A 23,681-nucleotide genomic window follows, 5' to 3' on the forward strand; every position below is an offset into this window, starting at 1 on the left:
GTGATACTGGACGTGTACGCGTAGAGACGGGGGACATCGTGGCGAAGACGAGAAACGGCGTCATTGCGGCGCTCGACATCGGAACCAACAAGGTCGTTTGCTTCGTGGCGCGCGTGGACGGGCAAGGGCTTCGGGTGGTCGGTATCGGGCACCAGCCGGCGCAGGGCATGCGCTGTGGCAACATCGTCGACATGGAAGCCGCCACGCGAGCGATCTCCTCGGCTGTATCGACCGCGGAAGAGATGTGCGGCGAGCATGTGCGCGATGTCATCGTCGGCGTCAGTGGCGGGTCGGCCGCCTCGCATAACCAGAGCCTCGAAGTCGCGATCGGCCACCACGAGATCGGCGAACGCGATGTCCGGCGAGTCCAGCAGCACATCCAGTTGCCCGCCGAGACCGCCGACCGCGACATCATCCACTCCGCTGCCATCGGCTATACGGTCGACGGCACGCCGGTGCGGGATGCCCGCGGCATGTTCGGCGAGCGGCTGGGCGTCGACGTCCACCTCGTGACCGCAGCCAGTGGCGCCATGCGTAACCTCCAGGTCTGCGTGCGTCGTGCCCATCTCGAGATCGCCGACCGGGTCGTGGCGGCCCATGCCGCCGGGCTGAGTTCTCTCGTCTCCGACGAGCGCGACCTCGGCGTGACGCTGATCGACATGGGTGCCGGCACGACCTCGATCGCCGTCTTCTATGAAGGCCACCTCGTGCACGTCGATTCGATCCCGGTCGGCGGCGAGCATGTGACCCGTGATATTGCCCGTGGCCTCTCCACGCCGCTGGCGCATGCAGAGCGGATGAAGACACAGATCGGCCGCTCCGTCGCCAAGCCCAACGACGAGTACGACATCATCGACGTGCCGTTGATCGGCGAAGAGGACCGCACGCGCCCCAACCACATCCCCCGGTCGATTTTGGTCGGCATCATTCGACCGCGCGTCGAAGAAACATTCGAGTTGGTGCGTAGCCGACTCGAAGCGAGCGGTGTGGATAAGTTGGCCGGTGGACGCGCTGTTCTGGTCGGCGGCGGCTGCCAACTCGACGGTGTGCCGGAAGTTGCGGCGGCGATCCTGAATAAGAAAGTTCGTACCGGTGCGCCGCTCAGGCTCGCTGGACTCGCAGATTCCACAGGCGGGCCGGCATTTTCGGCGGCCGCGGGTCTATTGTCGTTCGCGCTTCACAATCACGCCGTCACGCAAAGCCAGCCGGCTGCTTCGGAAGCTCCCGCAACACGCATCGGCCGGATTGGCAGTTGGATACGGGAGAATTTTTAGGCAATATGTTGTGTGGGGAATGGCAATCCCCAACAGGCTGTAGACAGAAAGAAATAAAAAGCCGGTGGCGGTGAAGGGACTCCACCCAAAAAGGGGTCCCACGCCGACGCTCCGAGCAGATTACCCCCTCGTTTGCGTGGAGAAAGCCGAATGACAATCAACCTCAGTCTCCCTCAGAAGGAGTCGGAGATTAAGCCGCGTATCACCGTCATTGGTGTCGGTGGCGCGGGCGGAAACGCCGTCAACAACATGATCAGCGCCGCGCTGGAAGGCGTGGAGTTCATCGTCGCCAACACCGACGCCCAGGCGCTCGGCCAGTCGCTGGCCGACCGGCGCGTGCAGCTCGGCATCACCATCACCCAGGGCCTGGGTGCAGGTGCGCGTCCCGAGGTCGGCCGCCAGGCCGCCGAAGAGGCGCTGCCCGAAATCCTTCAGCTCCTCGACGGCGCGAACATGGTGTTCGTCACCGCCGGCATGGGCGGTGGCACCGGCACCGGTGCTGCGCCCGTCATCGCCGCTGCGGCGCGCGAGCAGGGCATCCTCACCATCGGCGTCGTGACCAAGCCCTTCCACTTCGAGGGCCGTCGTCGCATGCAGTCGGCCGAGCAGGGCATCACCGAGCTCGAGAAGGTCGTCGACACGCTGATCGTCATCCCCAACCAGAACCTGTTCAAGATCGCCAACGAGAAGACGACGTTCGCCGACGCCTTCAAGATGGCCGACGATGTGCTGCACATGGGTGTGCGCGGCGTCACCGATCTCATGGTCATGCCGGGCCTCATCAACCTCGACTTCGCCGACATCCGCACGGTGATGGGTGAGATGGGCAAGGCGATGATGGGCACTGGCGAAGCCGAAGGTCCGGACCGCAGCCGAGTCGCTGCCGAGTCGGCGATCTCCAACCCGCTGCTGGAAGATCACTCGATGAAGGGCGCCCAGGGCGTGCTCATCAACATCACCGGCGGCCTCGACATGACGCTGCACGAAGTCGACGAAGCGGCCAACCGCATCCGCGAGGAAGTGGACGGCGACGCCAACATCATCTTCGGCTCGACTTTCGATGCCACCATGCAGGGCCGGATGCGCGTTTCGGTGGTCGCCACTGGCATTGCCGCGCTGGCCTCGCAGCAGCCCGCGCCGAATTACCTGTCACTCGACATGAACCGCCCGTCACAGACCGGCCAGCCGGCGCTGAGCCGTCCGGCCGCACCGCCTGTCGGACGCATTGCCATGCCGGCCGCTGCTATGGCGCCCGCCATTCCGGCAGCACCTGTCGCCGCGCCGATGGCACCGCCAGTGGTCACTGTCGTGCCGCCGCCTCCGCCGATCGTCGAGCCTGCACCGATCGCGGCGATGGCACCGCCTGCACCAGCACCGATGCCGGCTCCGGCCATGGTTGCCGAAGCAGCTCCGGCCGCGCCTATGATGGAGGCTGCGCCGGTCGAAACGCCGGCCGCCCCGGCTTATGTACCGGCTCCCGCGCCTGCTCCCGTCGCGGCCGCCCCGGCGCCTGCGCCGATGCCGGCTCCGGCCCCGGTGGCCGCCCAGCGTCCGCTGGTCGACGAGAACGACTGGCGCGTGAGCCGTCCGTCGACCGCCAAGGCGCCCACGCGCGCCGAACCCGTCGCGCGACCGATGGCCGCGCGGTCGGGTGGGGAAAGCCGGGCGCCGAACCTGTTCCAGCGGATCACGGGCGCCTTCTCGGCACCGAAGCCCGCGACGACGCCGGCGCCTGCTGCGGCTCCGGTCGAGCCGTCGGTGGCCCGTCCGGTGGCGGAAAACGTCGTTCCGGTGGCTCCCAAGCTGCCCGCGGCCCGTCCGGCGCCGGTGCAGACCTCGATCAGCCTCGACGTTACCGAGCGCGCTAAGCCCGCGCGAGATGACGACGACCTGCAAATTCCTGCTTTCCTGCGTCGGCAAGCCAACTGACGTAGGTATTGTTAGTCTCTACGCATCTCCTGGAGGGGCCGTTCGGCCCCTCTTTTTTTAGCCGCCGCATGATATAAACCCGGCCGGCGTAAATGTGACGGATGGGACATGTCGAAAGCGGTCGTACGCAGGACTCTCAGCATCGGTGCAGGGCTGACTCTGGCCGTCGCAGGCTTCGGTCTCGCGGCGTGCGGTGGCTCAGACGACAATGCAAACTATGTCGAGCAACCGGTGGAGCAGCTCTACAACCGCGGCCTCGATGATCTCGGCGCTCAGGAATACAAGAGCGCGGCCAAGAACTTCGAGGAAGTCGATCGGCAGCATCCTTATTCGGTGTGGGCAACCAAGGCGCAGATCATGGCGGCCTTCGCCTACTACCAGTCGAACAAGTACGACGAGGCCATCATCGCGCTGGATCGCTTCATCCAGCTCCATCCCGGCCATCGCGACCTTCCCTACGCCTATTACCTGAAGGCGCTCTGCTTCTACGAGCAGATCTCCGACGTCGGCCGCGACCAGCGCGTCACCCAGCAGGCGCTCGATGCCCTGGCCGAGGTCGTGAAGCGCTTTCCGGATTCGCCCTACGCACGCGACTCGCGCCTGAAGGTCGAGCTCTGCATCGACCATCTCGCTGGCAAGGAGATGTCGGTCGGCCGCTACTATCAGCAGCAGCAGCAGTATATCGGCGCCATCAACCGCTACCGCGTGGTGATCGAGCGTTATCAGACGACCACGCATGTGCCCGAGGCGCTGCATCGACTGGTCGAGACCTACCTGTCGCTCGGCGTGAAAAGCGAGGCCAAGGAAGCGGCCGCCGTGCTCGGCTACAATTTCCCCGGCAGCGAGTGGTATCAGGACAGCTACTTCCTGATGACAGGCGAGGGCACGCGGCCACCCGACGAGTCGCGCGGCTGGTTCTCGGGCATCTTCTGACCGTATGCTGGCCTCGCTTTCGATCCGCGACTTTGTCCTGATCGAGAAGCTCGACCTCGATTTTGCCCGCAGTGGCGGCGGCGGTCTCGGTGCGCTGACCGGCGAGACCGGCGCCGGCAAGTCCATCCTGATCGACGCGCTGAGCCTGGCGCTGGGGGCACGCGCCGAGTCCGGCGCCGTTCGCCGCGGTGCGGCGCAGGCATCGGTGTCGGCGTCATTCGACCTTCCCCGCGGACACCCGGCCCATATCGTGCTGGGCGAACAAGGGTTTGACCAAGAAGACGTGCTGACCCTGCGCCGCATGATCGGCATCGATGGTCGTGGCCGTGCCTTCGTCAACGACCAGCCCGCATCGGTCGCCTTGCTGCGCCGGTTGGGCGATACGCTGGTCGAGATCCAGGGGCAGATGGAGCAGCACGGGTTGCTCGATACGGCAACGCACTGTCAGTCACTCGACGCCTTCGCCGGTCTTGAGAAGATAGCGGCATCGGTCGCCGCGGCGTGGACCGGCTGGCGCGCGGCCGATCAGGCGCATGCCGATGCGCTTGCTGCCGCAGAAGCAGCGCGGCGCGACGAGGATTTCCTGCGTCACGCGGTGAAGGAACTGGAAACGCTGGCGCCCAAGGCCGACGACGAGGAGACGCTGGCGGCGGAGCGGCAGCTCATGCGCGCCGGCAGCGCATTGGGTGAGGCTGTCGCCCAGGCGCTCGGCGATCTGGAGCAGGGGCGTGGGGCCGTTGCGGCATTGCGGTCCGCTCATCGCCACATCGAACGCAATGTCGATAAGGCGGCAGGACGCCTCGATGCGGCCCTAGCGGCCCTCGACCGGGCGCTGAGCGAGGCGACCGAGGCGCAGGCACAGCTCGAGACCGCACGCGATGCGCTCGAATTCGATCCGTCGCGCCTTGAGAAGATCGAGGAGCGACTGTTTGCGCTGCGCGCCGCCGCCCGCAAACACAATGTGACGGTGCCAGAGCTTGCCGCTCTCGCCGCGAAGTTTGCGGCCCAGATTGCCGCCCTCGACGATGGTGAAGCCGGCCTCAAGAAGCTCGCCGCCGCCGCGAAGACGGCCCGCACCGCCTACGTCTCGGCAGCCGAGGCCCAGGCCGCGGCACGGCGCAAAGGGGCTTCCCGGCTCGACAAGGCTGTCGCCTCGGAACTCGGCCCCCTCAAGCTCGAACGCGCCAAGTTTGTGACCGAGGTCGCCCCGCTGCCCGAGGCGGAATGGTCGGCTGCCGGCACCGATCGCGTTCAGTTCACCGTGGCCACCAATCCCGGCACACCGCCGGCGCCGATCGCCAAGATTGCTTCCGGCGGCGAGCTGTCGCGCTTCCTGTTGGCGCTCAAGGTCTGCCTCGCCAAGGTCGGCGACGCGCCGACCATCGTCTTCGACGAGGTCGATTCCGGTATCGGCGGGGCTACGGCAGCAGCGGTTGGGGAGCGGCTGAAGCGCTTGGCGAAGGACGTCCAGGTGCTGGTCGTGACGCATTCTCCGCAGGTGGCGGCCATTGCCGACCGGCATTGGCTGATCCGCAAGACCACGACCCGCAATACCGCCAGTACCGACGTGCTGTCGCTCGATTCCAAGGGCCGTCGCGAGGAGATCGCTCGCATGCTGTCAGGTGCCGAGGTCACGGCCGAAGCGCGGGCTGCGGCCGATAAGCTGCTGGCGACCGCGGGCTAGGAGCAGACATGTCGCGCGCAGCGAAGTTCAAGGCAGCCCTCTCGGTCGACGAGATGACTGAGCGCCAGGGCAAGGCCGAGCACAAGCGCCTGGCCGAGGAGATCGCCCACCACGACAAGCTCTACCACGAGAAGGACGATCCGGAGATTTCGGACGCCGACTACGACAAGCTGCGGCAGCGTCTGAAGGCGATCGAGGAGCGCTTTCCGCAGCTCGTCGACATGTTCAGCCCGACGCAGAGGGTGGCGCCGACACCGACCACGGCCTTCGCCAAGGTGCGGCACGCACGGCCCATGCTGTCCCTCGACAATGCCTTTGCCGAAGAGGACCTGCAGGCCTTTCTCGAACGCGTGCACCGTGCGCTGGAACGCGATATCGATCTCGCCAAGGACGCCGAGATCGCGCTGGCCTGCGAGCCCAAGATCGATGGCTTGTCGATCAGCCTGCGCTACGAGGATGGCGAACTGACGGTCGGCGCTACCCGTGGCGACGGCACGACGGGTGAGGACGTCACCGCCAACCTGAAGACGGTCAAGGACATCCCCCACAAGCTGAAAGGCAAGGCACCCAAGGCGATCGACGTGCGGGGCGAAATCTACATGGAGCGCAAGGCGTTCCAGGAGATGAACCGGCGCCAGGAGGAGGCCGGCGACAAGATCTTCGCCAACCCGCGAAACGCCGCTGCAGGATCGCTGCGGCAACTCGATTCCACGATCACGGCGAGCCGTCCGCTGCGCTTCTTCGCCTATGCCTGGGGCGAGGCCGAGCCGCGCACCTGGAAGACGCACAGCGACTACCTGAAGCTCCTCAAGGACTGGGGCTTCCGGGTCAATCCTCTGTCCAAGCTTTGCCGGACGCCCGAGCAGGTGCTGGCGTACTACCGCGAGATGGGGGTGGACCGGCCGTCGCTGCCCTACGATATCGACGGCGTCGTCTACAAGGTCGACCGGATCGACTGGCAGGAGCGGCTGGGCTTCGTGAGCCGCGCGCCGCGCTGGGCGATTGCCCACAAGTTCCCCGCCGAACAGGCGCGGACCCGGCTGAACGACATCCTCATCCAGGTTGGTCGCACCGGCGCCTTGACGCCGGTGGCCGATCTCGAGCCGGTCAATGTCGGTGGCGTCATGGTGGCACGTGCCACCCTGCACAACGCCGACGAAATCGAGCGGCTCGACGTGCGAGTTGGCGACATGGTGATCATCCAGAGGGCTGGCGACGTCATTCCTCAGGTCCTGGGCTACGTGCCCGAGGAACGGCCGAAGAAGACCGAGAAGTTCCACTTTCCCACGCACTGCCCCTGTCCGCTGAAGACCAAGGTGGCGAGCGAGGAGGGCGGTGTCGTGCGGCGCTGCTCAGGAGGGCTCGAATGTCCGTTCCAGCAGGTCGAGCGCCTGCGCCACTTCGTGTCCCGCAACTGCTTCGACATCGAAGGGTTGGGCGGCACCCACATCGAGAACTTCTTCAACGACGGGCTTCTGAAGGTGCCCGGCGACATCTTCCGTTTGACAGAGCATGTTGACGTCATCAAGAAGCGCGAAGGATGGGGCGATCTGTCGGTCCGAAACCTCATCGCCGCGATCGAAGCCCGCCGGACCATCCCGCTCGATCGGCTGATCAATTCCATCGGTATTCCGCTGATTGGCGAGGCCACGGCTAAGATCCTGGCTCAGGAGTACGGCGATGCCGACACATGGCTGGCCGAGATGCTGGCGGCTTCGCGGGAGCGCAAGAAGTATCCTGACGATGTAAAGAAAGAAAAAGCCACCGACACAGTCGGTCCGAGCTACGGCCGGCTATGCAATGTCGAGCAGATCGGCGTGACCACGGCCGACGCGATGTGCGCTTTCTTCAGCGAGGGCCATACGGTCGAGATCATTCGCGATCTTCTGAAGCAGCTCACCGTCCAGCCGGTAGAACGACGGGTCGTCGCGGCCGATGCCAAGCTGCGGGACAAGATCGTGGTCTTCACCGGTGAGCTCTCCACCATGACCCGCGACGCTGCCAAGGCGCAGGCCGAGGAGCTGGGGGCCAAGGTCACGGACTCGGTCTCCAAGAAGACCAGCCTGGTCGTGGTCGGCGAGAATGCCGGCTCCAAGGCGCGCAAGGCGGCCGAACTCGGCATCCAGACGATGACCGAGGAGGAGTGGCTGAAGCTCGTCGCCGGATGAGCCTCGGGACCGGACTCAGATCGGACGGGTCGCCTCGGCCAGCCAGGCGCGGGTTGCTTCGTCGGCTTCGGGCTCGACCGTTTCGCGCACGCGCCGGTGATAATCGTTGAGCCACTGACGTTCGGCCTCGGTCAGCAGTTTCGGCTCGACACAGGCCAGATCGATGGGCGCAAGCGTCAGGGTCTCGAATTCGAGATAGCGCCGGTCGGCGCCCTCGATCTCGGCTTCCTTCACCGCGATCAGGTTCTCGATGCGGATGCCGTATCCGCCCGCCTTGTAGTAGCCCGGCTCGTTGCTGACGATCATGCCGGGCTGCAGTGCCACGGTGTTGGGCATCTTGGAGATACGATGCGGCCCTTCATGCACCGAAAGATAGGCACCGACGCCGTGGCCAGTGCCATGGTCGTAGTCGAGCCCGACCTGCCAGAGAGCGTAGCGCGCCAGCGCGTCGAGCTGGGAGCCCGAGGTGCCGACCGGGAAGCGCGCCGTTGCGAGCGCGATATGGCCCTTGAGCACGCGAGTAAAGCGGTCGCGCATCTCCGGCGAGGGCGTTCCGATAGCTACCGTGCGGGTGATGTCTGTGGTGCCGTCGCGATACTGCGCGCCTGAATCGACCAGATAGAGGCTGCCGGGTTCGAGCGGGCGCTCCGTCGCCTCGGAGGCGCGGTAGTGGACGATTGCGCCATTGGGACCGGCGCCGGAGATCGTGTCGAAGCTGAGATCGCGGAGCTTGCCGGTTTCCTCGCGCAGTGCCTGCAGGCGGTCGGAGACTTCTATTTCCCGCAGCTTGCCGGTCTTCGATTCGCGGGCGAGCCAGCCCAGGAAGCGGCTGACTGCGACACCGTCACGGCGATGGGCGCTGCGGATTCCCTCCAGTTCGACCTTGTTCTTGCAGGCCTTGGGCAGCGACACCGGGTCAGCATCGCGCACGATGGTGACGCCGGCGGCCTGCAGGCGTGTGGCCGCCCAGTAAGGTGCGGTCGCCGTCTCGATCAGGACTCGCTTGCCCATCTGGCCGAGTGCATCGAGGGCGCTGCCCAGTTCCTCGGGTGGTGCCAGGGTGACGGCATTGCCGAGCCAGGTAGCGGTACGGTCGGGCACCTTGCGGCGGTCCATGTAGAGATCGACATGGCCGTCGGCGTGCAGCACGGCAAAGCCCAGAGGGAAGGGCGTCCGCGGAACGTCGCCACCGCGCACGTTCAGGAGCCAGGCGATTGAATCGGGCGCCGTGATCAGCGCGGCATCCGCACCCTTGGCGGCGATGGCCTGGGCGACGCGCGTCCGCTTGGTCTCGCTCGCCTCGCCGGCAAACTCGACGGGCTGCGGCACGACGGGTGCCAGCGGCGCCGGTGCCCGGTCATGCCATACCGAGTCGACGGGATTGGCCTCGACCGCAACGAAACTGCCACCGGCGCGCTGGCAGGCACGCGCAAAGCGCTCGTAGCCATCGACGGTCTGCAGCCAGGGATCGAAGCCGAGCTTGCCACCGCGTGGCAGGTTCGTCGTGATCCACTGCTCAGGCGACTCCTCGGGAATCTGGTGGGGGACGAAGGCCGCGGTATCGACCTGGGCGCGGACGGCGAGGGTGTAGCGGCCGTCGACGAAGATCGCCGCCTTGTCGGCCAATGCGATGGCGAGGCCTGCAGATCCGGCGAAGCCCGTAAGCCAGCCCAGGCGCTGGGAGCGGCGCGGCACGTACTCGCCTTGATGTTCATCGGCACGCGGCACGACGAAGCCGTCGAGCCCGCGGCGCTTCAGTTCGGCCCGCAGGTCTTCAAGGCGGTTCGCTGGTGCGGGCGAGGCGTCGAGACCATCCCCGGCCTCTGCAAGTTCTGCCCGCCATTTGGTCAATGCCCTGGTCAGTTCAGCGTCGGCGCCGGGTTCGACCAGCTCGACCCACTCAGGCCCTGCCAGGCCTTCGGGCGCTGCAGCCACGCCGCGCATCAGCGAATCGAGGGCCGCCGGGTCGGGATTACGCCCACGCTGGCGGAGGAGGTGAAGAACGTCGTCTGGGGCGGAACTCATGATGGATCGGGACCCTACGCGCCGTGCTGGGGACAGGCAAATTAAGCAATATTTGTTCTTTCGCACCCGCGAGATGCAAACTTATCTTGTGCCATGCATTGGATGCATATCGAACCTTCAAGACCCGCACTTATTGTTGTAACTCAAGGCTCTATATTTGCTGGGTGCAGCGCAACATTGAATACCGCGTTGCACAAGAAGGAGACTATCATGATGACCCAGCCGATTCGGACTTTTAAAGATCTGACCAGCGAAACTGCGCCGGCGGGGGGAAACGAGATTACCAAGATCGGCTTCACCGTCGACGATCGCCACCTGATCGAGCTGCGTGCCCGCTATGCACGCGCCGAGTTGCTGGCCAACGCCGTGGGTGACGGGCTCCTGTGGCTCGGCCGGCAATACGACCGGCTCGTCGCAGGTATCAAAGCCGACATGAAGGTGCGGGCCGCCGAGGCCCAGCTTCACCGCATGACCGACCGCGAACTGGCCGATCTCGGCCTGTGCCGTGCGGATATCTCCTTCGCCGTCCGTGAGGCCGCCGAGGGTGTGGTCCCGCAGATCGACGGTGTCACTGGCCTCGTCGTTGCGGCCAATCAGAATCTGCGTCGCGCAGCGTAGAGTTTGTAGCGTAGCGTAAGCGTACAAGGGCCGGCCTAGCCGGCCCTTTTTCGTTTAGGTCCGTCGCAGCACCAGGCTGCGCCACCAGGCGCCACCGGTTTCGAAATCGATGCGGCGCTCGAAGGCAAAGCCGCGCTGACCATAGGCCGACAGGACCTGAGCGGCTTGCTCGACCAGCAGCCCGCTCAGCAGCACGCGCCCGCCGGGCCTGACCGAGGCGGCAAAGGATTCCGAAAGCTTGACCAGCGGCCCGGCGAGAATGTTTGCGACAACGAGATCGTAGGGCGCGGGCTTCCGCAGCTCGTCGGCTTCGAGGCCAACCGACACGAAGAAACGACAAAGGTCAGCGACACCATTCAGTTCGGCGTTCTCGCGCGCCACGTCCACGGCCTCGGCATCGTTGTCGCCGCCGATCACCGGCCGCCGCCAGAGCTTGGCCATGGCGATGGCGAGGATGCCGCTGCCGCAGCCGACATCGACGGCATTCACGGTCTCGCGAGGATCGAGTGTCGCCAGCATTTCCAGACAACCGCGCGTCGTGGCGTGCGTGCCGGTGCCGAAGGCAAGTCCGGCATCGATGCGCAACGGCAGCAGTCCGCCCGGCATGCCGTCGCTGACATGCGAGGGATGGACCCAGAACGGACCGACGGCGAAGGGGCGGAACGAGCGCTGGTTCTCGGCGACCCAGTCGATGTCGGGAAGGTCTTCCCACTGCCAGTCTGGCCGGGTGACGCCCAATGCTTGTGCCGCGGCGACGATTGCGGCCTCGACCGATGCCGCATCACCTTCTCCGAAGACGTCGATGCGCCAGGGCCCGTCACGCGAGATTTCGCAACTCGCGACGATGAAGCCATCCTCGCTCAACCGCTCTTCGAGGAGCGCTTCCCATGCGGCACGCTCTGCGGCGGGCACGACGAACCCTGCTTTGCGGACAGTACTCATGCGGGCAGGTAGAGCATGCGCTCGGGCGGCAAGGCTACTCCCACGACATCGCCGACGATGCGCAATTCGTTGCCGGAGTGGAACGGCGTCTCGATCAGAATCTCGCTCTCGCCGATGCGCACACCATAGCGCACGGTGGCGCCCAAAAACTCGCGGTGCGTGACCGGCCCGTGCAAGGCGGCGCCTTCGGCGGGTGACAGCGTGGCATGCTGCGGCCGGAAGACCAGACGCTTGCCCGCGGGCACGGCAATCCCTGCGCCTTCGCCCAGAATGTTGGCTGAGCCGAGGAAGCTCGCCACGAAGAGGTTGGCCGGCTTCTCGTAAAGCTCCATCGGCGTGCCGACCTGACGGATGACGCCGGCTTCCATGACGGCGATACGGTCGCAGATCGTGTTGGCCTCTTCCTGGTCGTGCGTGACGAAGATCGTGGTCAGGCCGAGCCGTTGCTGCAGGGTACGCAGCTCGCGCCGCACGCTCACCCGCATCTTGGCGTCGAGGTTGCTGAGCGGCTCGTCGAGCAGCAGCACCTTGGGCTCGATGGCGACGGTCCGCGCGACCGCGACCCGCTGCTGCTGGCCGCCCGAGAGCTGGGCCGGTCGCCGCTGGGCATAGTCCGTGAGGCCGACCAGCTCGAGCGCCTGGGCGACGCGGCGGTCGATCTCGGCACGTGGCAGGCGGCGTTCCTCCAGGCCGAAGGCAACGTTCTTGGCTACCGTCATGTGGGGCCACAGGGCATAGCTCTGGAACACCATGCCGACATTGCGCTTCCAGGGCGGCAATGGTGCCACATCCTGGCCATCGAGCAGCACGCGGCCGGTCTGGGCCTGGGCGAAGCCTGCGATCAGGCGCAACAGGGTGGTCTTGCCGCAGCCTGACGGACCCAGGAAGGCGAAGAACTCGCCGGGCTCGATCGACAGCGCCACGTCCTTCAGCACGTGAGTCGACCCGTAGGAGAGGTTGACGCCGCTGATCTCGATGCCCGTTGCCTTCAAGGCTGTTGCCGGCTTCGACATGGTCATCCCCGTCATATATCGAGGCCGCGCGCGCGTTGCGAGCGGTCGGCGGCGAGCTGCGACAGCCACATGCAGACCGCCACGATGATCACCGCGATCACGCCCAATGCCGCGCCGGCCCCGCGACCGGCCGGCGTCTGCATCAGCACGTACAGCCCATAGGCCAGCGGCGCATCGGAGTTGGACTGCACCAGCATCAGCACGGCCGAGAGTTCGACCGCCGCCGTGGCGAAGCTGGTGACGAAGCCTGCCAGCAGGCCGCCGGTCATCAAGGGCACGACGATGCGGCGCACGGTGCGGGCCTTGGTGGCGCCGAGATTTTCGGCGGCCTCTTCCAGCGATACCGAGATCTGCTGCAGGGCCGCATAGGCGGCGCGCAGCGCGTAGGGCAGGCGGCGAATGGCGATGGCCAGCACGATCACGATCCAGAGTGCTGCCAGCGGCGTACCGTCGGGCAGCTTCACGCCGTAGAAGGCGCGCAGGTAACCGATACCTAGCACGACGCCCGGCACGGCGAGGGCGGTGCTGGCGGCCCAGTCGAGCCACTGTCGGCCGGGTAGGCGAGTGCGCAGCACCAGGTAGGCAATGGCACCGCCGATGACGACGTCGATCGCCGCCGCGAGGCCCGAATAGAGCAGCGTGTTTTTGATGTAGACCGAGCTATCGCCCAGCACGCGTGCGTAGTGGGCGAACGTGAAGCCGTCGGGCAGGGGGCTGAACGACCAGACAGTCGCGAAGGACAGCAGCACCAGTCCGAAATGCGGCGCCAGCACCAGCAGCAGGATCAGGATGACGACCGCATAAGCCAGCACCTGCTCGCGCGGCTTGAGCTGGCGGCGCGCGAGGCCACCGCCGCCGCGTTGCGTGGTGGCATAGTCCTTACCCTTCATCACCAGCGCCGTCGCCCACATGGTCGCCACCGCGACCACGATCAGCACGACCGAGATCACGTAGCCCATCGGATCGTCGATGCCGATCGAGGTGATACGCAGATAGGCTTGCGGCGCCAGCATCTCCTTCACGTTCAGCAACAGCGGTGTGGCGACGTCGTCGAACACCTTCACGAACACCAGGCTGGCGCCAGCGATGTAGCCGGGCAGCGCCAGCGGCAAGGCGATGCGGCGGAACAGGCGCAGCCCATGTGATCCCAGGTTCTGCGCGGCCTCTTCCATGCTGCGGTCGATGTTGCGCAGCGCAGCGGACAGATTGACCAGGATGAACGGGAAGTAGTGGATCGCCTGCAGGAAGATGACGCCGTTCAACCCCTCCATGAAGCCGATCTTGAAGTCGAACCATTCGTCGAGCAGCAGGTTGACCGAGCCGTTGCGTCCGAACAGGAGTTGCATCGCCACGGCGCCGACGAAAGGCGGCATGATCAACGGCAGGAAGCCCAATGTCTGGACCAGCATGGCGCCTCGGAACTCGAAGCGCGTCGTGAGGTAGGCGAGCGGCAAAGCCAGCGCCGAGGCCCAGACGACCGTCATCGCCGAGACGTAGACAGAATTCCAGAAGGAGCGCACGAACAGCTCGGTGCGCGCGAAGTCCACGAAGTTGATCAGCGTGAGTGCGCCGCCGCCCTTCTCGGTGAAGGCGACGTAGACCACGGTCGCCACGGGCACGACCAGGAACACCCCGAGGAAGAGGGCAATGGCCAGCGCCAGGGCAACCTGGCCAGGCGAACGCACGGTCAACGCGTGAGCTTTAGCGAAGGAGCTTTAACGCCTCGTCGGCCTTTGCCTTGGCAGCGGCGTACTTTTCTTTGGCGAAGGCTGACCATTGCTGCTCGAGTTCGGCCTGGCGCGACGACTTCTCCTTGCCGCCGGTGAAGGCTGCCTTGATCTCGGGAGAAGCCGCCTGCGCGTCGGTGATCGGCATGGCGGCGATCAGGTCGCGTGCCTCCTTGGCGAGCGCTCGTGCCTGGGCATTGTCCTTCTTGGCGAGAGCGGCATCGACTTCATGCAGCGCTTTGGTGGCTGCCTTCAGCGGCTCGAGCTGGAAGGTGATGAGCTGGTCGAACAAGGTGTCGACCGCCGCGGTGCGGCTCTCCGACAGTTCGGCATTGAAGGTCAGCAGGCCCTGCAGGTTCTTGTCCTTGAAGGGATTGGGATAGTCGGCCGGCGCCTTGGCGTAGGTCTCCGGCCGGACGGGCAGGCGGCGAATGGTCGGTTCCAGCAGCACTTCCTGGCCGGCCGGAGACAGGAGGAACTCGATGAAGGCTTCGGCGCCGGCCTTGTTGGGGGCGTTGGCGACGACGCCGACATTGGCGGGCACCAGCGTCGTGACCGAGGGGTAGACAAACTTCACCGGGAAGCCTGCGCCTTGCGAGGAGAAGGCGAAGAAGTCGATGACGATACCGTAGCCGACCTGGCCAGAATTCACCGCCTCGGGGACGCCGAACGAGCGATCCGTGACCTGGCGCAGGTTACCCGAGATGTCCTTGATGGTACGCCAGCCTTTGTTCCAGCCCTCGCCCTGCAGGATGGTTTCGATGGTGAGGTGTGTCGTGCCCGAGCGCGAGGGGGCCGAGATCGACACATGGTCGAAATAGGGAGCTTTCGCGAGGTCCTGCCACTCCTTGGGGGACGGCAGCTTGTTGGCCTTTACATAGCGCTCGTTCCACATGATGCCGTAGCCCGAGGCGGCGAAGCCCGAATAGAACCCGTCCTTGTCGTTCACCGGATAGGAGCCGACTTTTTCGGCAATGCCCGTGGCCTTGGGCTTGTAGGCGGCGAGCAGCTTCTTGCCCTTCAACACCTCGAACGCGTCAGGCGCAGAGGCCCAGAACAGATCGACCTGGTTGTTGCCCTTGGTCTCTTCGAGGAACTTCACGCCGGCATTGGTGTTGCGGTTCTGCACTTCCAGCGTGGCGCCCGGCACGGCCTTTTCGAAGGCCTTCTTGATGGGATCGGTGACGTCCTTCGAGAAAGACGTGACCACCGTGACCTTGCCGGCCTGGGCGAAGGCAGTTCCCGTGGCGAGAACGAGAGCCAGGGGAGCAGCAAAGGCGAGGGCTGAGCGGCGGAACATAGCGTTTCTCTCCTGCAGTTTTTTTATCTTTGTCAGGCAGCTTCGATGAAGCTGTCGAGGACCTTCTTTGAACCGGCCTTCTCGAATTCGATGTCGAGCTTGTTGCCGTCCACGGCGACGATGCGGCCGTAGCCGAACTTCTGGTGGAAGACGCGTTGGCCGACACTGAGGTCGAGCTTGTCGCCGTCGACGGCGCGCCGGTCATCGGCCGTCTCGTCACGCCAGCGCGGGCGCCGGCCCGAGGCGACGCCCAGGCTCTCATAGTCGAAGCCACTTGCCTGCTCGCGCAGACCGCCATGATGGCCGGCGGAGTAGGTGGCGTAGAGACCGGCGTCGCTGCTTTCCGCGAGCTGGTCGGTCGGCAGCTCACGCAGGAAGCGCGAAGGGATGGCGGCCTGCCACTGGTTGAACACACGGCGGTTGGCGGCGAAGGAGACGTATGCCCGCTTGCGCGCGCGCGTCAGGCCGACATAGGCCAGCCGCCGCTCCTCCTCGAGACCCGCCAGGCCCTTGTCGTCGAGAGCACGCTGGTTGGGAAACAGCCCTTCCTCCCAACCCGGCAGGAACACCGTGTCGAACTCCAGGCCCTTGGCGGCATGGAGCGTCATCACGCTCACCATGTCGCCGTCGGACCGCTCGGCATTGTCGGTGAGCAGCGCCACATGCTCCATGAACGCCGGCAGGGAGTCGAACTCCTGCAGTGCGTTGGTGAGTTCCTTGAGATTCTCCAGCCGACCCTCGGCCTCAGGTGACCGATCCATGCGCAGCATGTCGGTGTAGCCTGACTCGTCGAGGATGGTTTCGACCACCTCGACATGGTTCATGCCGTCCAGCATGGCGCGCCAGCGCTCGAAGCTGCGGATCAGATCACCCAGCGCCTTGCGCGGCCGGGCTTTCAACTCGTCGGTTTCGAGCGCCCGACGCGTCGCCTCGAACAGCGATACTTTCTGTGCGCGCTGGACGATGCGCAAGGTACGCAGGGCCGATTCACCGAGACCCCGGCGCGGCGTGTTGTAGATCCGCTCGAAGGCCAGGTCGTCGTCGTGCTGCACCGTGACCCGGCAATAGGCCAGGGCGTCGCGGATTTCCTGGCGTTCGTAGAAGCGCGGGCCGCCGATCACACGATAGGGCAGGCCCATGGTGATGAAGCGCTCTTCGAATTCGCGCGTCTGGAAGCCGGCGCGCACCAGGATGGCAATCTGAGCGAGCCTGTGCTTGTCGCGCTGCAGCGCCTCGATCTCCTCGCCGATGGTGCGGGCTTCCTCGTCGCCGTCCCATACGCCACGCAGCGAGATGCGTTCGCCTTCCTTGGTGTCGGTCCACAGCGTCTTGCCCAACCGCCCTTCATTGTGGGCGATCAAATGCGAGGCGGCGGCCAGGATGTGTGGCGTCGAACGGTAGTTGCGCTCGAGGCGCACGATGGTGGCGCCGGGGAAGTCCTTCTCGAAACGCAGGATGTTGCCGACTTCAGCGCCGCGCCATCCGTAGATCGACTGGTCGTCATCGCCGACGCAACAGACGTCCTGCGTGCCCTGCGCCAGCAGACGCAGCCAAAGATACTGCGCCACGTTGGTGTCCTGATACTCGTCGACCAGGATGTGGCGGAAGCGACGATGATAGATCTCCAGAATGTCGGGATGCTGCTGCCACAGGGTGACGCAGTGCATCACGAGATCACCGAAGTCGACGGCGTTCACCTCGGCGAGTCGCGCCTGGTACTGGCGGTAGATATCTGCCGCCTTGCCGTTGGCGAAATCGCCGGCATCGTCGGCCGAAACCTTTTCGGGCGTCAGCGCACGGTCCTTCCAACGCTGGATGATCCCCGAGAGGATCCGGGCCGGCCATTTCTTGTCGTCGATCCCTTCGGCTTGCAGGAGCTGCTTGATCAGCCGGGTCTGGTCGTCGGTGTCGAGAATGGTGAAGTTGCTCTTCAGCCCGATCAGTTCGGCGTGGCGTCGCAGCACGCGCACGCCGACCGAATGGAAGGTGCCGAGCCACATCCCGTCGGCGGCGCCGCCTATCAGGCTCGCCACGCGGTCGAGCATTTCACGCGCCGCCTTGTTGGTGAAGGTGACGGCGAGCACCTGCGAGGGCCGTGTCTGGCCGGTGATCAATAGATGGGCGATCCGGGTGGTCAGCACACGGGTTTTGCCCGTGCCGGCACCAGCCAGGACCAGCAGAGGGCCGCCGGTATGGGTGACGGCCTTGCGCTGCTCTTCGTTCAGCCCGTCGAGATGGGCGGTGGGCGCAACGGCGCGCCGTGCCGGAACGGGATCAGTCGGTACGGGGTCGTCGGTGATTTCAAAAGGATCGGCGGGGGGCGCCATGAACCGTCATATAGCAATCGGGACGGCAGACGCCTATCTTTAGACTGTGGAAGCGCTCGTTGGCGCGCGGGAGGTATGCGGATGGCCCGAGGGTTGAACGGTTCCGCAAATGGTGCAGGCCACTGGCCGCCACCCGGCCAGGAGGGTGTTGTCGCCCAGACGCCGGGCAGCGATGGCTCGAATCTGCCACCGGCGGTCATGGCAGCACTGCCAGCCGTCGTCGGCGTCAAGACGACTATTCCCGCGAACCGCCGCTCGGCTCAGACATTGGGCACGGAGCGTGAAGGCCACGGCATCCTGCTGGATGACGAAGGCCTCGTGGTCACGATCGGTTACCTCATCATGGAGGCCGATACCGTGACGATCACCGATATCGACGGACGGGAGTTGCCGGCCCATATCGTAGGCTATGACTATGAGAGCGGCTTCGGTCTGGTCCGCACGGAGGTTCCGGTGCGCCATAGGCCGCTGCGCTTCGGCGACTCGGATTCCCTGATATTGCGCAGTGAGGCCTATGTTGCAGGCCAGGGCGGCGCCAAGGCGACACTCAAGGTCAAGATTGCCGGCCGCCGCGAATTTGCGGGTTACTGGGAGTATCTCCTCGACAACGCGATCTTCACCGTGCCGGCCTTTCCGCAGTGGGGCGGCTCGGCCTTGATCGGCATAGACGGCGATCTGCTGGGTGTCGGCTCGCTCCTGGTGCCAGAGGCCCTAGGTCCTGGCGCGCCCGCCTTTCCGGGCAACATGTATGTGCCGATCAACCGGCTGAAGCCGATCTTTCAGGAGCTGGTGTCGACCGGCCGGCTGTCGACTCCACCCCGGCCGTGGCTTGGCCTCTACACGCTCGAGCACGTGGGCCAGCTCGTGGTCGCCGGTATCTCCGATGGCGGTCCGGCCGATCGCGCCGGCCTGCAGCGCGGCGACATTCTACACGCGCTCAACGGCGATGTGCTGGACGATCTCGCCGACTTCTATCGCAAGCTCTGGAGTAGCGGACCCGCTGGCACGCCGGTCAAGTTGCGGATGGAACGCGACGAAGATGCCTTCGAGGTGACGGTACGGACCGGTGATCGCGCCACCTATCAAAAGTTCGGCTCGGATTGACCGATCTCGATGACTGCCTGTGTATAGCCGTGCTTTGACTTCGAGCACGGCCGCTGCATAGGTTCACATGAACGACCAAGCGTACGGGAGATGACGATGGCCAGAGCCTTCGCCTCACAGGCGGATATGGCGGAAAAGAAGATCACCTTCAGCCGGCTGTCCGACCATGCGTATGCCTTCACCGCCGAGGGTGATCCCAACACCGGCATCGTCGTTGGTGATGATGCGGTGATGGTGATCGATACGCAGGCGACGCCAAAAATGGCGGAGCAGGTCATCGAGCGTATCCGCACCGTTACCGACAAGCCCATCAAGTATGTGGTGTTGTCGCACTATCACGCGGTGCGCGTGCTGGGAGCAGCCGGTTACAATCCCGAGCACATCATCTGCAGTGAGGCGACGCGCGAGATGATCGTCGAGCGTGGCGCCCAGGACTACAAATCCGAACTGCAGCGCTTCCCCCGGCTGTTCCAGGCGGCCGAAACCATTCCCGGCCTCACCTGGCCCACGATCACCTTCAACGACCGCATGACGCTGTGGCTGGGCAAGCTGCAGGTCGACATCATCCATGCCGGTCGCGGTCACACCAAGGGCGACACGATTGTCTGGTTGCCGGAGGAGCGCACGCTGTTCAGCGGCGACCTCGTCGAGTACGGCGCCACGCCCTATGCCGGCGACGCCCACTACAAGGACTGGCCGGAAACTCTGCAGAAGCTGCGCGATCTCCGGCCTCAGGCGCTGGTGCCGGGACGCGGCGATGCGCTGATCGGCGAGACTGCGGTCGAGGAAGGCATTGCCGGCACGCAGGCTTTCCTCAGCGATCTCTACAAGGCGGTCTCGGCCAGCGCCGAGGCGGGCGAGTCGCTGAAGCAGGCCTACGACAAGGCAGTGCTGGCGCTGCAGCCACGTTACGGCAACTGGGTGATCTTCGAGCACTGCATGCCGTTCGACGTGTCGCGCGCCTACGACGAAGCCAAGGGCCTCGATCATCCGCGCATCTGGACCGCCGAACGCGACATCGAGATGTGGGCCGCGCTGGAGAAGGCCGGCTGAGCTCCTACACGTACCGCCGCTATCCATATCGCCGGCCGGCCGAGCTTGACGGCCAGGCGGAGCGCCGGCCGGTCGTCCCGGTTGTCATCGTAGGCGCCGGCATGGCCGGGCCCACGCTTGCCCTGTCGCTGGCGCAGCGCGGCATAGCCACGGTCGTGCTCGACGAAGACGATACGGTGAGCCTCGGCAGCCGCTCGATCTGCCAGGCCAAGCACAGCCTCGAAATCTGGGATCGGTTCGGCATCGCCGAACGCATGGTCGAGAAAGGCATCACCTGGGAGCAGGGCGAGGTCTATCTCCGCGACAAGCCGATCTATCGCTTCAACCTGCAGCCCGAGCCGGAACAGAAGTTCCCCGCTTTCGTGAACCTGCAGCAATACTACGTCGAAGAATATCTCTTCGAACGCTGCCTGGCGGAGCCGCTCGTCGATCTGCGCTTTCGCAACAAGGTGGTCGGTGTGGCGTCGCGCGACGATGGTGTCACGGTCGAGGTCGAGACGCCTGACGGCCGCTACACACTCGAAGCTGATTGGCTGGTCGCCTGCGACGGCGTCCGCAGTCCGGTGCGGCATATGTTGGGGCTGCCCTATCCCGGCGAGGTCTTCCACGACCAGTTCCTGATCGCCGATATCCGGTTGTTGAGCGAGTTGCCGCGGGAACGGCGCTTCTGGTTCTATCCGCCGTTCCATCCGACCAACTCCGTGCTGCTCCATCGTCAGGCCGACAATGTCCTGCGCGTGGACTTCCAACTCGGCCGCGATGCCGATGCCGAGGAAGAGAAGAAGTCCGAGAATGTCGATCGCCGGCTGCGACAGATGTTCGGCCCCGACGCGCGCTGGGAGCACGAATGGACCAGCGTCTACACCTTCACCTGCCGCATGATGGAGCGCTTTCTGCATGGCCGGGTGATCTTTGCCGGCGATGCCGCGCATGTCGTGTCGCCGTTCGGGGCACGCGGCGGCAACGGCGCCATCGCCGACGTCGACAATCTCGCCTGGAAGCTCGCGCTCGTCCTCGAAGGATCGGCGCCTGCGAACCTGCTCGAAAGCTACTGCAGCGAACGGCGCGCCGCCTCGCGCGAGAACATCCTGAACTCAACGCGCAGCACCGATTTCATCACGCCCAAGTTCGCGGCCGCGCGTGCCTTCCGCGACGCCACCCTGTCCCTGGCCCGCGACTTTCCCTTTGCCCGCGCCCTGATCAACAGCGGCCGGCTGTCGGTGCCCACCGGTCATGCCGGCTCTGCGCTCGACACGCCAGATACCGATCAGGACTGGCGCCGTGGCCCGACCCCGGGCCGGGCCATGGTCGATGCGCCGGTTGGTGGCGAAGGGGAGGGCTGGCTGGTCGACCGCATGGGGCCTGGCTTCACCTTGCTCACCTTTGCCGAACGTGGCTTTGCTTTCGAGCGGCTGCCGCAACGGGTGACCGGACTTTGCGTTTCAGGCGATGGGCTGGCCCGTCAGCGTTATGACGCCCAGCCGGGCACGAGCTATCTCATTCGCCCCGACCGTTATGTCGCCGCCCGCTGGCGCCGCTATGATCCCGCGGCCGTCGATGCAGCAGTCCGGCGTGCGACGGGCAATGGCTGAAGGAGCCGCGATGTCGGATGACGCCCCCTCTGCCGTCGTGACGGGCGCCCTGCGGCGGACGCTGAATCTTGCGCGGCCCGACGAGGTCTACAATGCCATCGTCGAGGCTCATAAGGACCTCACCGATGAGCAGTGCCGCGCTTTCGATGCCAGATTGATCCTGCTGCTGGCCAACCATGTCGGCGACGAGGCGGCGATCCACGAAGCGCTGGCGGCCGCCCGCCAATCGCTGGAAGAAGAGGGTACATGAAGGACGTGCTCACCGGACGACTTGCTCTGGTCACCGGCGCTGGCCGCGGCAATGGCGCTGCCATCGCCCGTGGCCTTGCCGCCGCGGGGGCGCGGGTGATCGTGACCGATGTCGATCTCGACGCTGCCCGTGCCATCGCCGACAGTATCGTGAAGGCGGGTGGCGATGCACGCGGCCATGCGCTCGATGTCACCGATGCCGAAGGCTGCCGCAAGCTCGCCCAGGACATCTCGCTGCTGGTTGGCCCGATCGGCATCTTGGTGAACAATGCCGGTATCTTCCTGCGCGGCAATCTCATGGCGCCGGATGGTCGCGAGCGCTGGGAGCGGACCATGGAGGTGAATGTCCAGGGACCGTACAACGTCACCATGGCCTTCATCGAACAGCTGAAGCACACCAAGGGCAGCATCGTGAACATCGCCTCGACCAACTCGTTCGTGGCGCCCGCTGGCAACGGCGTCTACCCGGTGTCCAAGGGCGCGCTCGCGCAGTTCACGCGGGCGCTCGCGACAGAGCTGGCGGCCGATGGCGTACGGGTGAACGCACTCGCACCGGGCATCATCGCCACTGCCATGACCGAGGTGACTCGCGCCGATCCCAAACGGCTGGCCTCCTTCCTGACCCATGTGCCGATGCGCCGGGTTGGCGAGCCCGAGGAGTTGGCGGGGCCGGTGGTCTTCCTCTGCTCCGACGCGGCGAGCTACATCACCGGGGCGATCCTGCCCGTCGACGGAGGCTATCTTGCCGGATGAAATCAAGGACATCGTCGTACGGCCGGCCACCGTCGATGATGTCGATACACTGCACCGTTTCTCGGTCGATCTCGCGACCTACGAGGATGAGCCCGATGCCGTCACCTCGACGCCGCAAACACTGGCGCGCGATGGCTTCGGCCAGAACCCTCAGTTCGCGGCCTTGATCGCTGAACGCGGCGGCAAGCCCGTGGGCTTCGCGCTCTATACCTTCAATTACTCCGTCTGGACGGCAGCGCGCGGCATCTTCATCGAGGACATCTGGGTCGTGCCGGAGGAGCGCCGTGGGGGTGTGGCGCGCGCTCTGATGCAGGGCCTGGCACTGGAATGCACGGCCAAGGGCTACCAGCGCATCGACCTCAACGTGCTCGACTGGAACCCGGCCCGGGGCTTCTACGAGCGGCTGGGTTATCGCTGGATCCGCAACTGGTTGCCTTACCGGTTGAGCGGCGAGGCGCTGGAGAAGCTGGCTAAGTCTTCTTAGCCAGGCTCATGACCCGTCCCGACTTGGCCGGCTTGGACAACGCCTTGTGCGTCTCCCAGATGGCGTCGAGTCGTCCGGCCACCGGCACCGGCCACGGCGCAGAACGCCGCGTGGCGTAGTCAATGTTCATCACGATCGTCTCGTTGGTCGCCGCCAGATAGTCCTGCTCGGCGTGATACATCTCGTGGAAGAGATGGACCTTCTTGGCGTCGCGGGCCAGGAGCTGCGTCGTGAAGCGCATAGGCGCACCCTCGCGCAGCTCGCGATCGTAGGTGACGTGGGTTTCCAGCACGAAAGTCATGCCGAGCTTGCCGTCGACGTAGCGCCGGCCCAGACCCATGTTACGCATGAAGGCGCCGGATGCTTGGTCGAAAGCGGCGACATAGAAGGCGACGTTCATATGGCCGTTCCAGTCGACCCATTCTGGAACGACGGTCGAGCGGTGGGTATCGAGCGGCGCGCGTGTGACGAGCTCGGGCAGTTCGTAGGGCAGGGATTGCAGCATG

General features: G+C 65.4%; 19 protein-coding genes. 12 read left to right on the forward strand and 7 right to left on the reverse strand.

The features are described 5' to 3' along the window. Nucleotides 1–38 precede the first annotated feature (38 nt). From ftsA to ligA, 5 genes are all read left to right on the forward strand, one after another. The gene (ftsA, locus tag EPO50_RS21130; protein ID WP_296347174.1) at nt 39–1,274 is read left to right on the forward strand and encodes a cell division protein FtsA; all 1,236 of its coding nucleotides are present in this window, start codon (nt 39–41) and stop codon (nt 1,272–1,274) included. 150 nt (nt 1,275–1,424) lie between these two features. Continuing rightward, nucleotides 1,425–3,203: a cell division protein FtsZ gene (gene ftsZ / locus EPO50_RS21135; protein WP_296347176.1), complete on the forward strand. Its 1,779-nt coding sequence runs from the start codon at nt 1,425–1,427 to the stop codon at nt 3,201–3,203. Between the two features lie 108 nt (nt 3,204–3,311). Then, on the forward strand, nt 3,312–4,136 hold the full coding sequence (locus EPO50_RS21140; RefSeq protein ID WP_296347178.1) for an outer membrane protein assembly factor BamD: 825 nt from the start codon (nt 3,312–3,314) through the stop codon (nt 4,134–4,136). Nucleotides 4,137–4,140: 4 nt separating this feature from the next. Continuing rightward, nucleotides 4,141–5,820 (forward strand): DNA repair protein RecN, encoded by a 1,680-nt coding sequence (gene recN, locus EPO50_RS21145; protein ID WP_296347181.1) that lies wholly within the window; start codon nt 4,141–4,143, stop codon nt 5,818–5,820. 8 nt (nt 5,821–5,828) lie between these two features. Further along, a complete protein-coding gene (gene ligA, locus EPO50_RS21150; protein WP_296347183.1) occupies nt 5,829–7,988 on the forward strand; it encodes an NAD-dependent DNA ligase LigA in 2,160 nt (719 codons plus the stop codon). A gap of 15 nt (nt 7,989–8,003) precedes the next feature. Here ligA and EPO50_RS21155 read toward each other — a convergent pair whose 3' ends face one another. Then, a complete protein-coding gene (locus EPO50_RS21155) occupies nt 8,004–10,013 on the reverse strand; it encodes an aminopeptidase P family protein (RefSeq protein WP_296347184.1) in 2,010 nt (669 codons plus the stop codon). A 210-nt stretch (nt 10,014–10,223) separates the two neighbouring features. On the opposite strand from EPO50_RS21155, the gene EPO50_RS21160 reads away from it, so the two are divergent. Next, entirely contained in the window at nt 10,224–10,631 is a 408-nt protein-coding gene (locus EPO50_RS21160) for a DUF1127 domain-containing protein (RefSeq protein WP_296347186.1), read from the forward strand. A gap of 54 nt (nt 10,632–10,685) precedes the next feature. Here the strand turns inward: EPO50_RS21160 and EPO50_RS21165 are convergent, their stop codons facing one another. The 5 genes from EPO50_RS21165 to EPO50_RS21185 are packed head-to-tail and all read right to left on the reverse strand — an operon-like array spanning nt 10,686 to nt 17,940. After that, nucleotides 10,686–11,573, reverse strand: a complete 888-nt coding sequence (locus EPO50_RS21165) for a 50S ribosomal protein L11 methyltransferase (protein WP_296347189.1) — start codon at nt 11,571–11,573, stop codon at nt 10,686–10,688. Then, on the reverse strand, nt 11,570–12,592 hold the full coding sequence (locus tag EPO50_RS21170; protein WP_296347191.1) for an ABC transporter ATP-binding protein: 1,023 nt from the start codon (nt 12,590–12,592) through the stop codon (nt 11,570–11,572). The genes EPO50_RS21165 and EPO50_RS21170 overlap by 4 nt, the downstream gene beginning before the upstream one ends. Nucleotides 12,593–12,597: 5 nt before the next feature. Next, complete coding sequence (locus EPO50_RS21175; protein WP_296347193.1) at nt 12,598–14,277, reverse strand: iron ABC transporter permease; 1,680 nt, start codon at nt 14,275–14,277, stop codon at nt 12,598–12,600. 10 nt (nt 14,278–14,287) lie between these two features. Next, nucleotides 14,288–15,613 (reverse strand): ABC transporter substrate-binding protein, encoded by a 1,326-nt coding sequence (locus EPO50_RS21180; protein ID WP_296347195.1) that lies wholly within the window; start codon nt 15,611–15,613, stop codon nt 14,288–14,290. A 32-nt stretch (nt 15,614–15,645) separates the two neighbouring features. Continuing rightward, complete coding sequence (locus EPO50_RS21185; protein ID WP_296347197.1) at nt 15,646–17,940, reverse strand: ATP-dependent helicase; 2,295 nt, start codon at nt 17,938–17,940, stop codon at nt 15,646–15,648. An 81-nt stretch (nt 17,941–18,021) separates the two neighbouring features. Between EPO50_RS21185 and EPO50_RS21190 the strand changes: the two genes are divergently transcribed. From EPO50_RS21190 to EPO50_RS21215, 6 genes are all read left to right on the forward strand, one after another. Next, on the forward strand, nt 18,022–19,044 hold the full coding sequence (locus EPO50_RS21190) for a S1C family serine protease (RefSeq protein ID WP_296347199.1): 1,023 nt from the start codon (nt 18,022–18,024) through the stop codon (nt 19,042–19,044). A 96-nt stretch (nt 19,045–19,140) separates the two neighbouring features. Continuing rightward, the gene (locus EPO50_RS21195) at nt 19,141–20,097 is read left to right on the forward strand and encodes an MBL fold metallo-hydrolase (protein ID WP_296347201.1); all 957 of its coding nucleotides are present in this window, start codon (nt 19,141–19,143) and stop codon (nt 20,095–20,097) included. After that, nucleotides 20,070–21,689 carry an FAD-dependent oxidoreductase gene (locus EPO50_RS21200; RefSeq protein ID WP_296347203.1) on the forward strand — a complete coding sequence of 540 codons (1,620 nt, stop codon included), beginning with the start codon at nt 20,070–20,072 and terminating at the stop codon, nt 21,687–21,689. Before EPO50_RS21195 ends, EPO50_RS21200 begins: the two co-directional genes overlap by 28 nt. Before the next feature lie 10 nt (nt 21,690–21,699). Next, on the forward strand, nt 21,700–21,939 hold the full coding sequence (locus EPO50_RS21205; protein WP_296347205.1) for a DUF2783 domain-containing protein: 240 nt from the start codon (nt 21,700–21,702) through the stop codon (nt 21,937–21,939). Continuing rightward, entirely contained in the window at nt 21,936–22,691 is a 756-nt protein-coding gene (locus EPO50_RS21210; RefSeq protein WP_296347207.1) for an SDR family NAD(P)-dependent oxidoreductase, read from the forward strand. The genes EPO50_RS21205 and EPO50_RS21210 overlap by 4 nt, the downstream gene beginning before the upstream one ends. Then, entirely contained in the window at nt 22,681–23,175 is a 495-nt protein-coding gene (locus EPO50_RS21215; RefSeq protein WP_296347209.1) for a GNAT family N-acetyltransferase, read from the forward strand. Before EPO50_RS21210 ends, EPO50_RS21215 begins: the two co-directional genes overlap by 11 nt. Here the strand turns inward: EPO50_RS21215 and EPO50_RS21220 are convergent. Next, complete coding sequence (locus EPO50_RS21220) at nt 23,162–23,680, reverse strand: thioesterase family protein (protein ID WP_296347211.1); 519 nt, start codon at nt 23,678–23,680, stop codon at nt 23,162–23,164. The genes EPO50_RS21215 and EPO50_RS21220 overlap by 14 nt on opposite strands. Between the last annotated feature and the right edge of the window lies 1 nt (nt 23,681).

The sequence above is a fragment of the Reyranella sp. genome (assembly GCF_004297405.1).
Taxonomy (GTDB): Bacteria; Pseudomonadota; Alphaproteobacteria; order Reyranellales; family Reyranellaceae; genus Reyranella.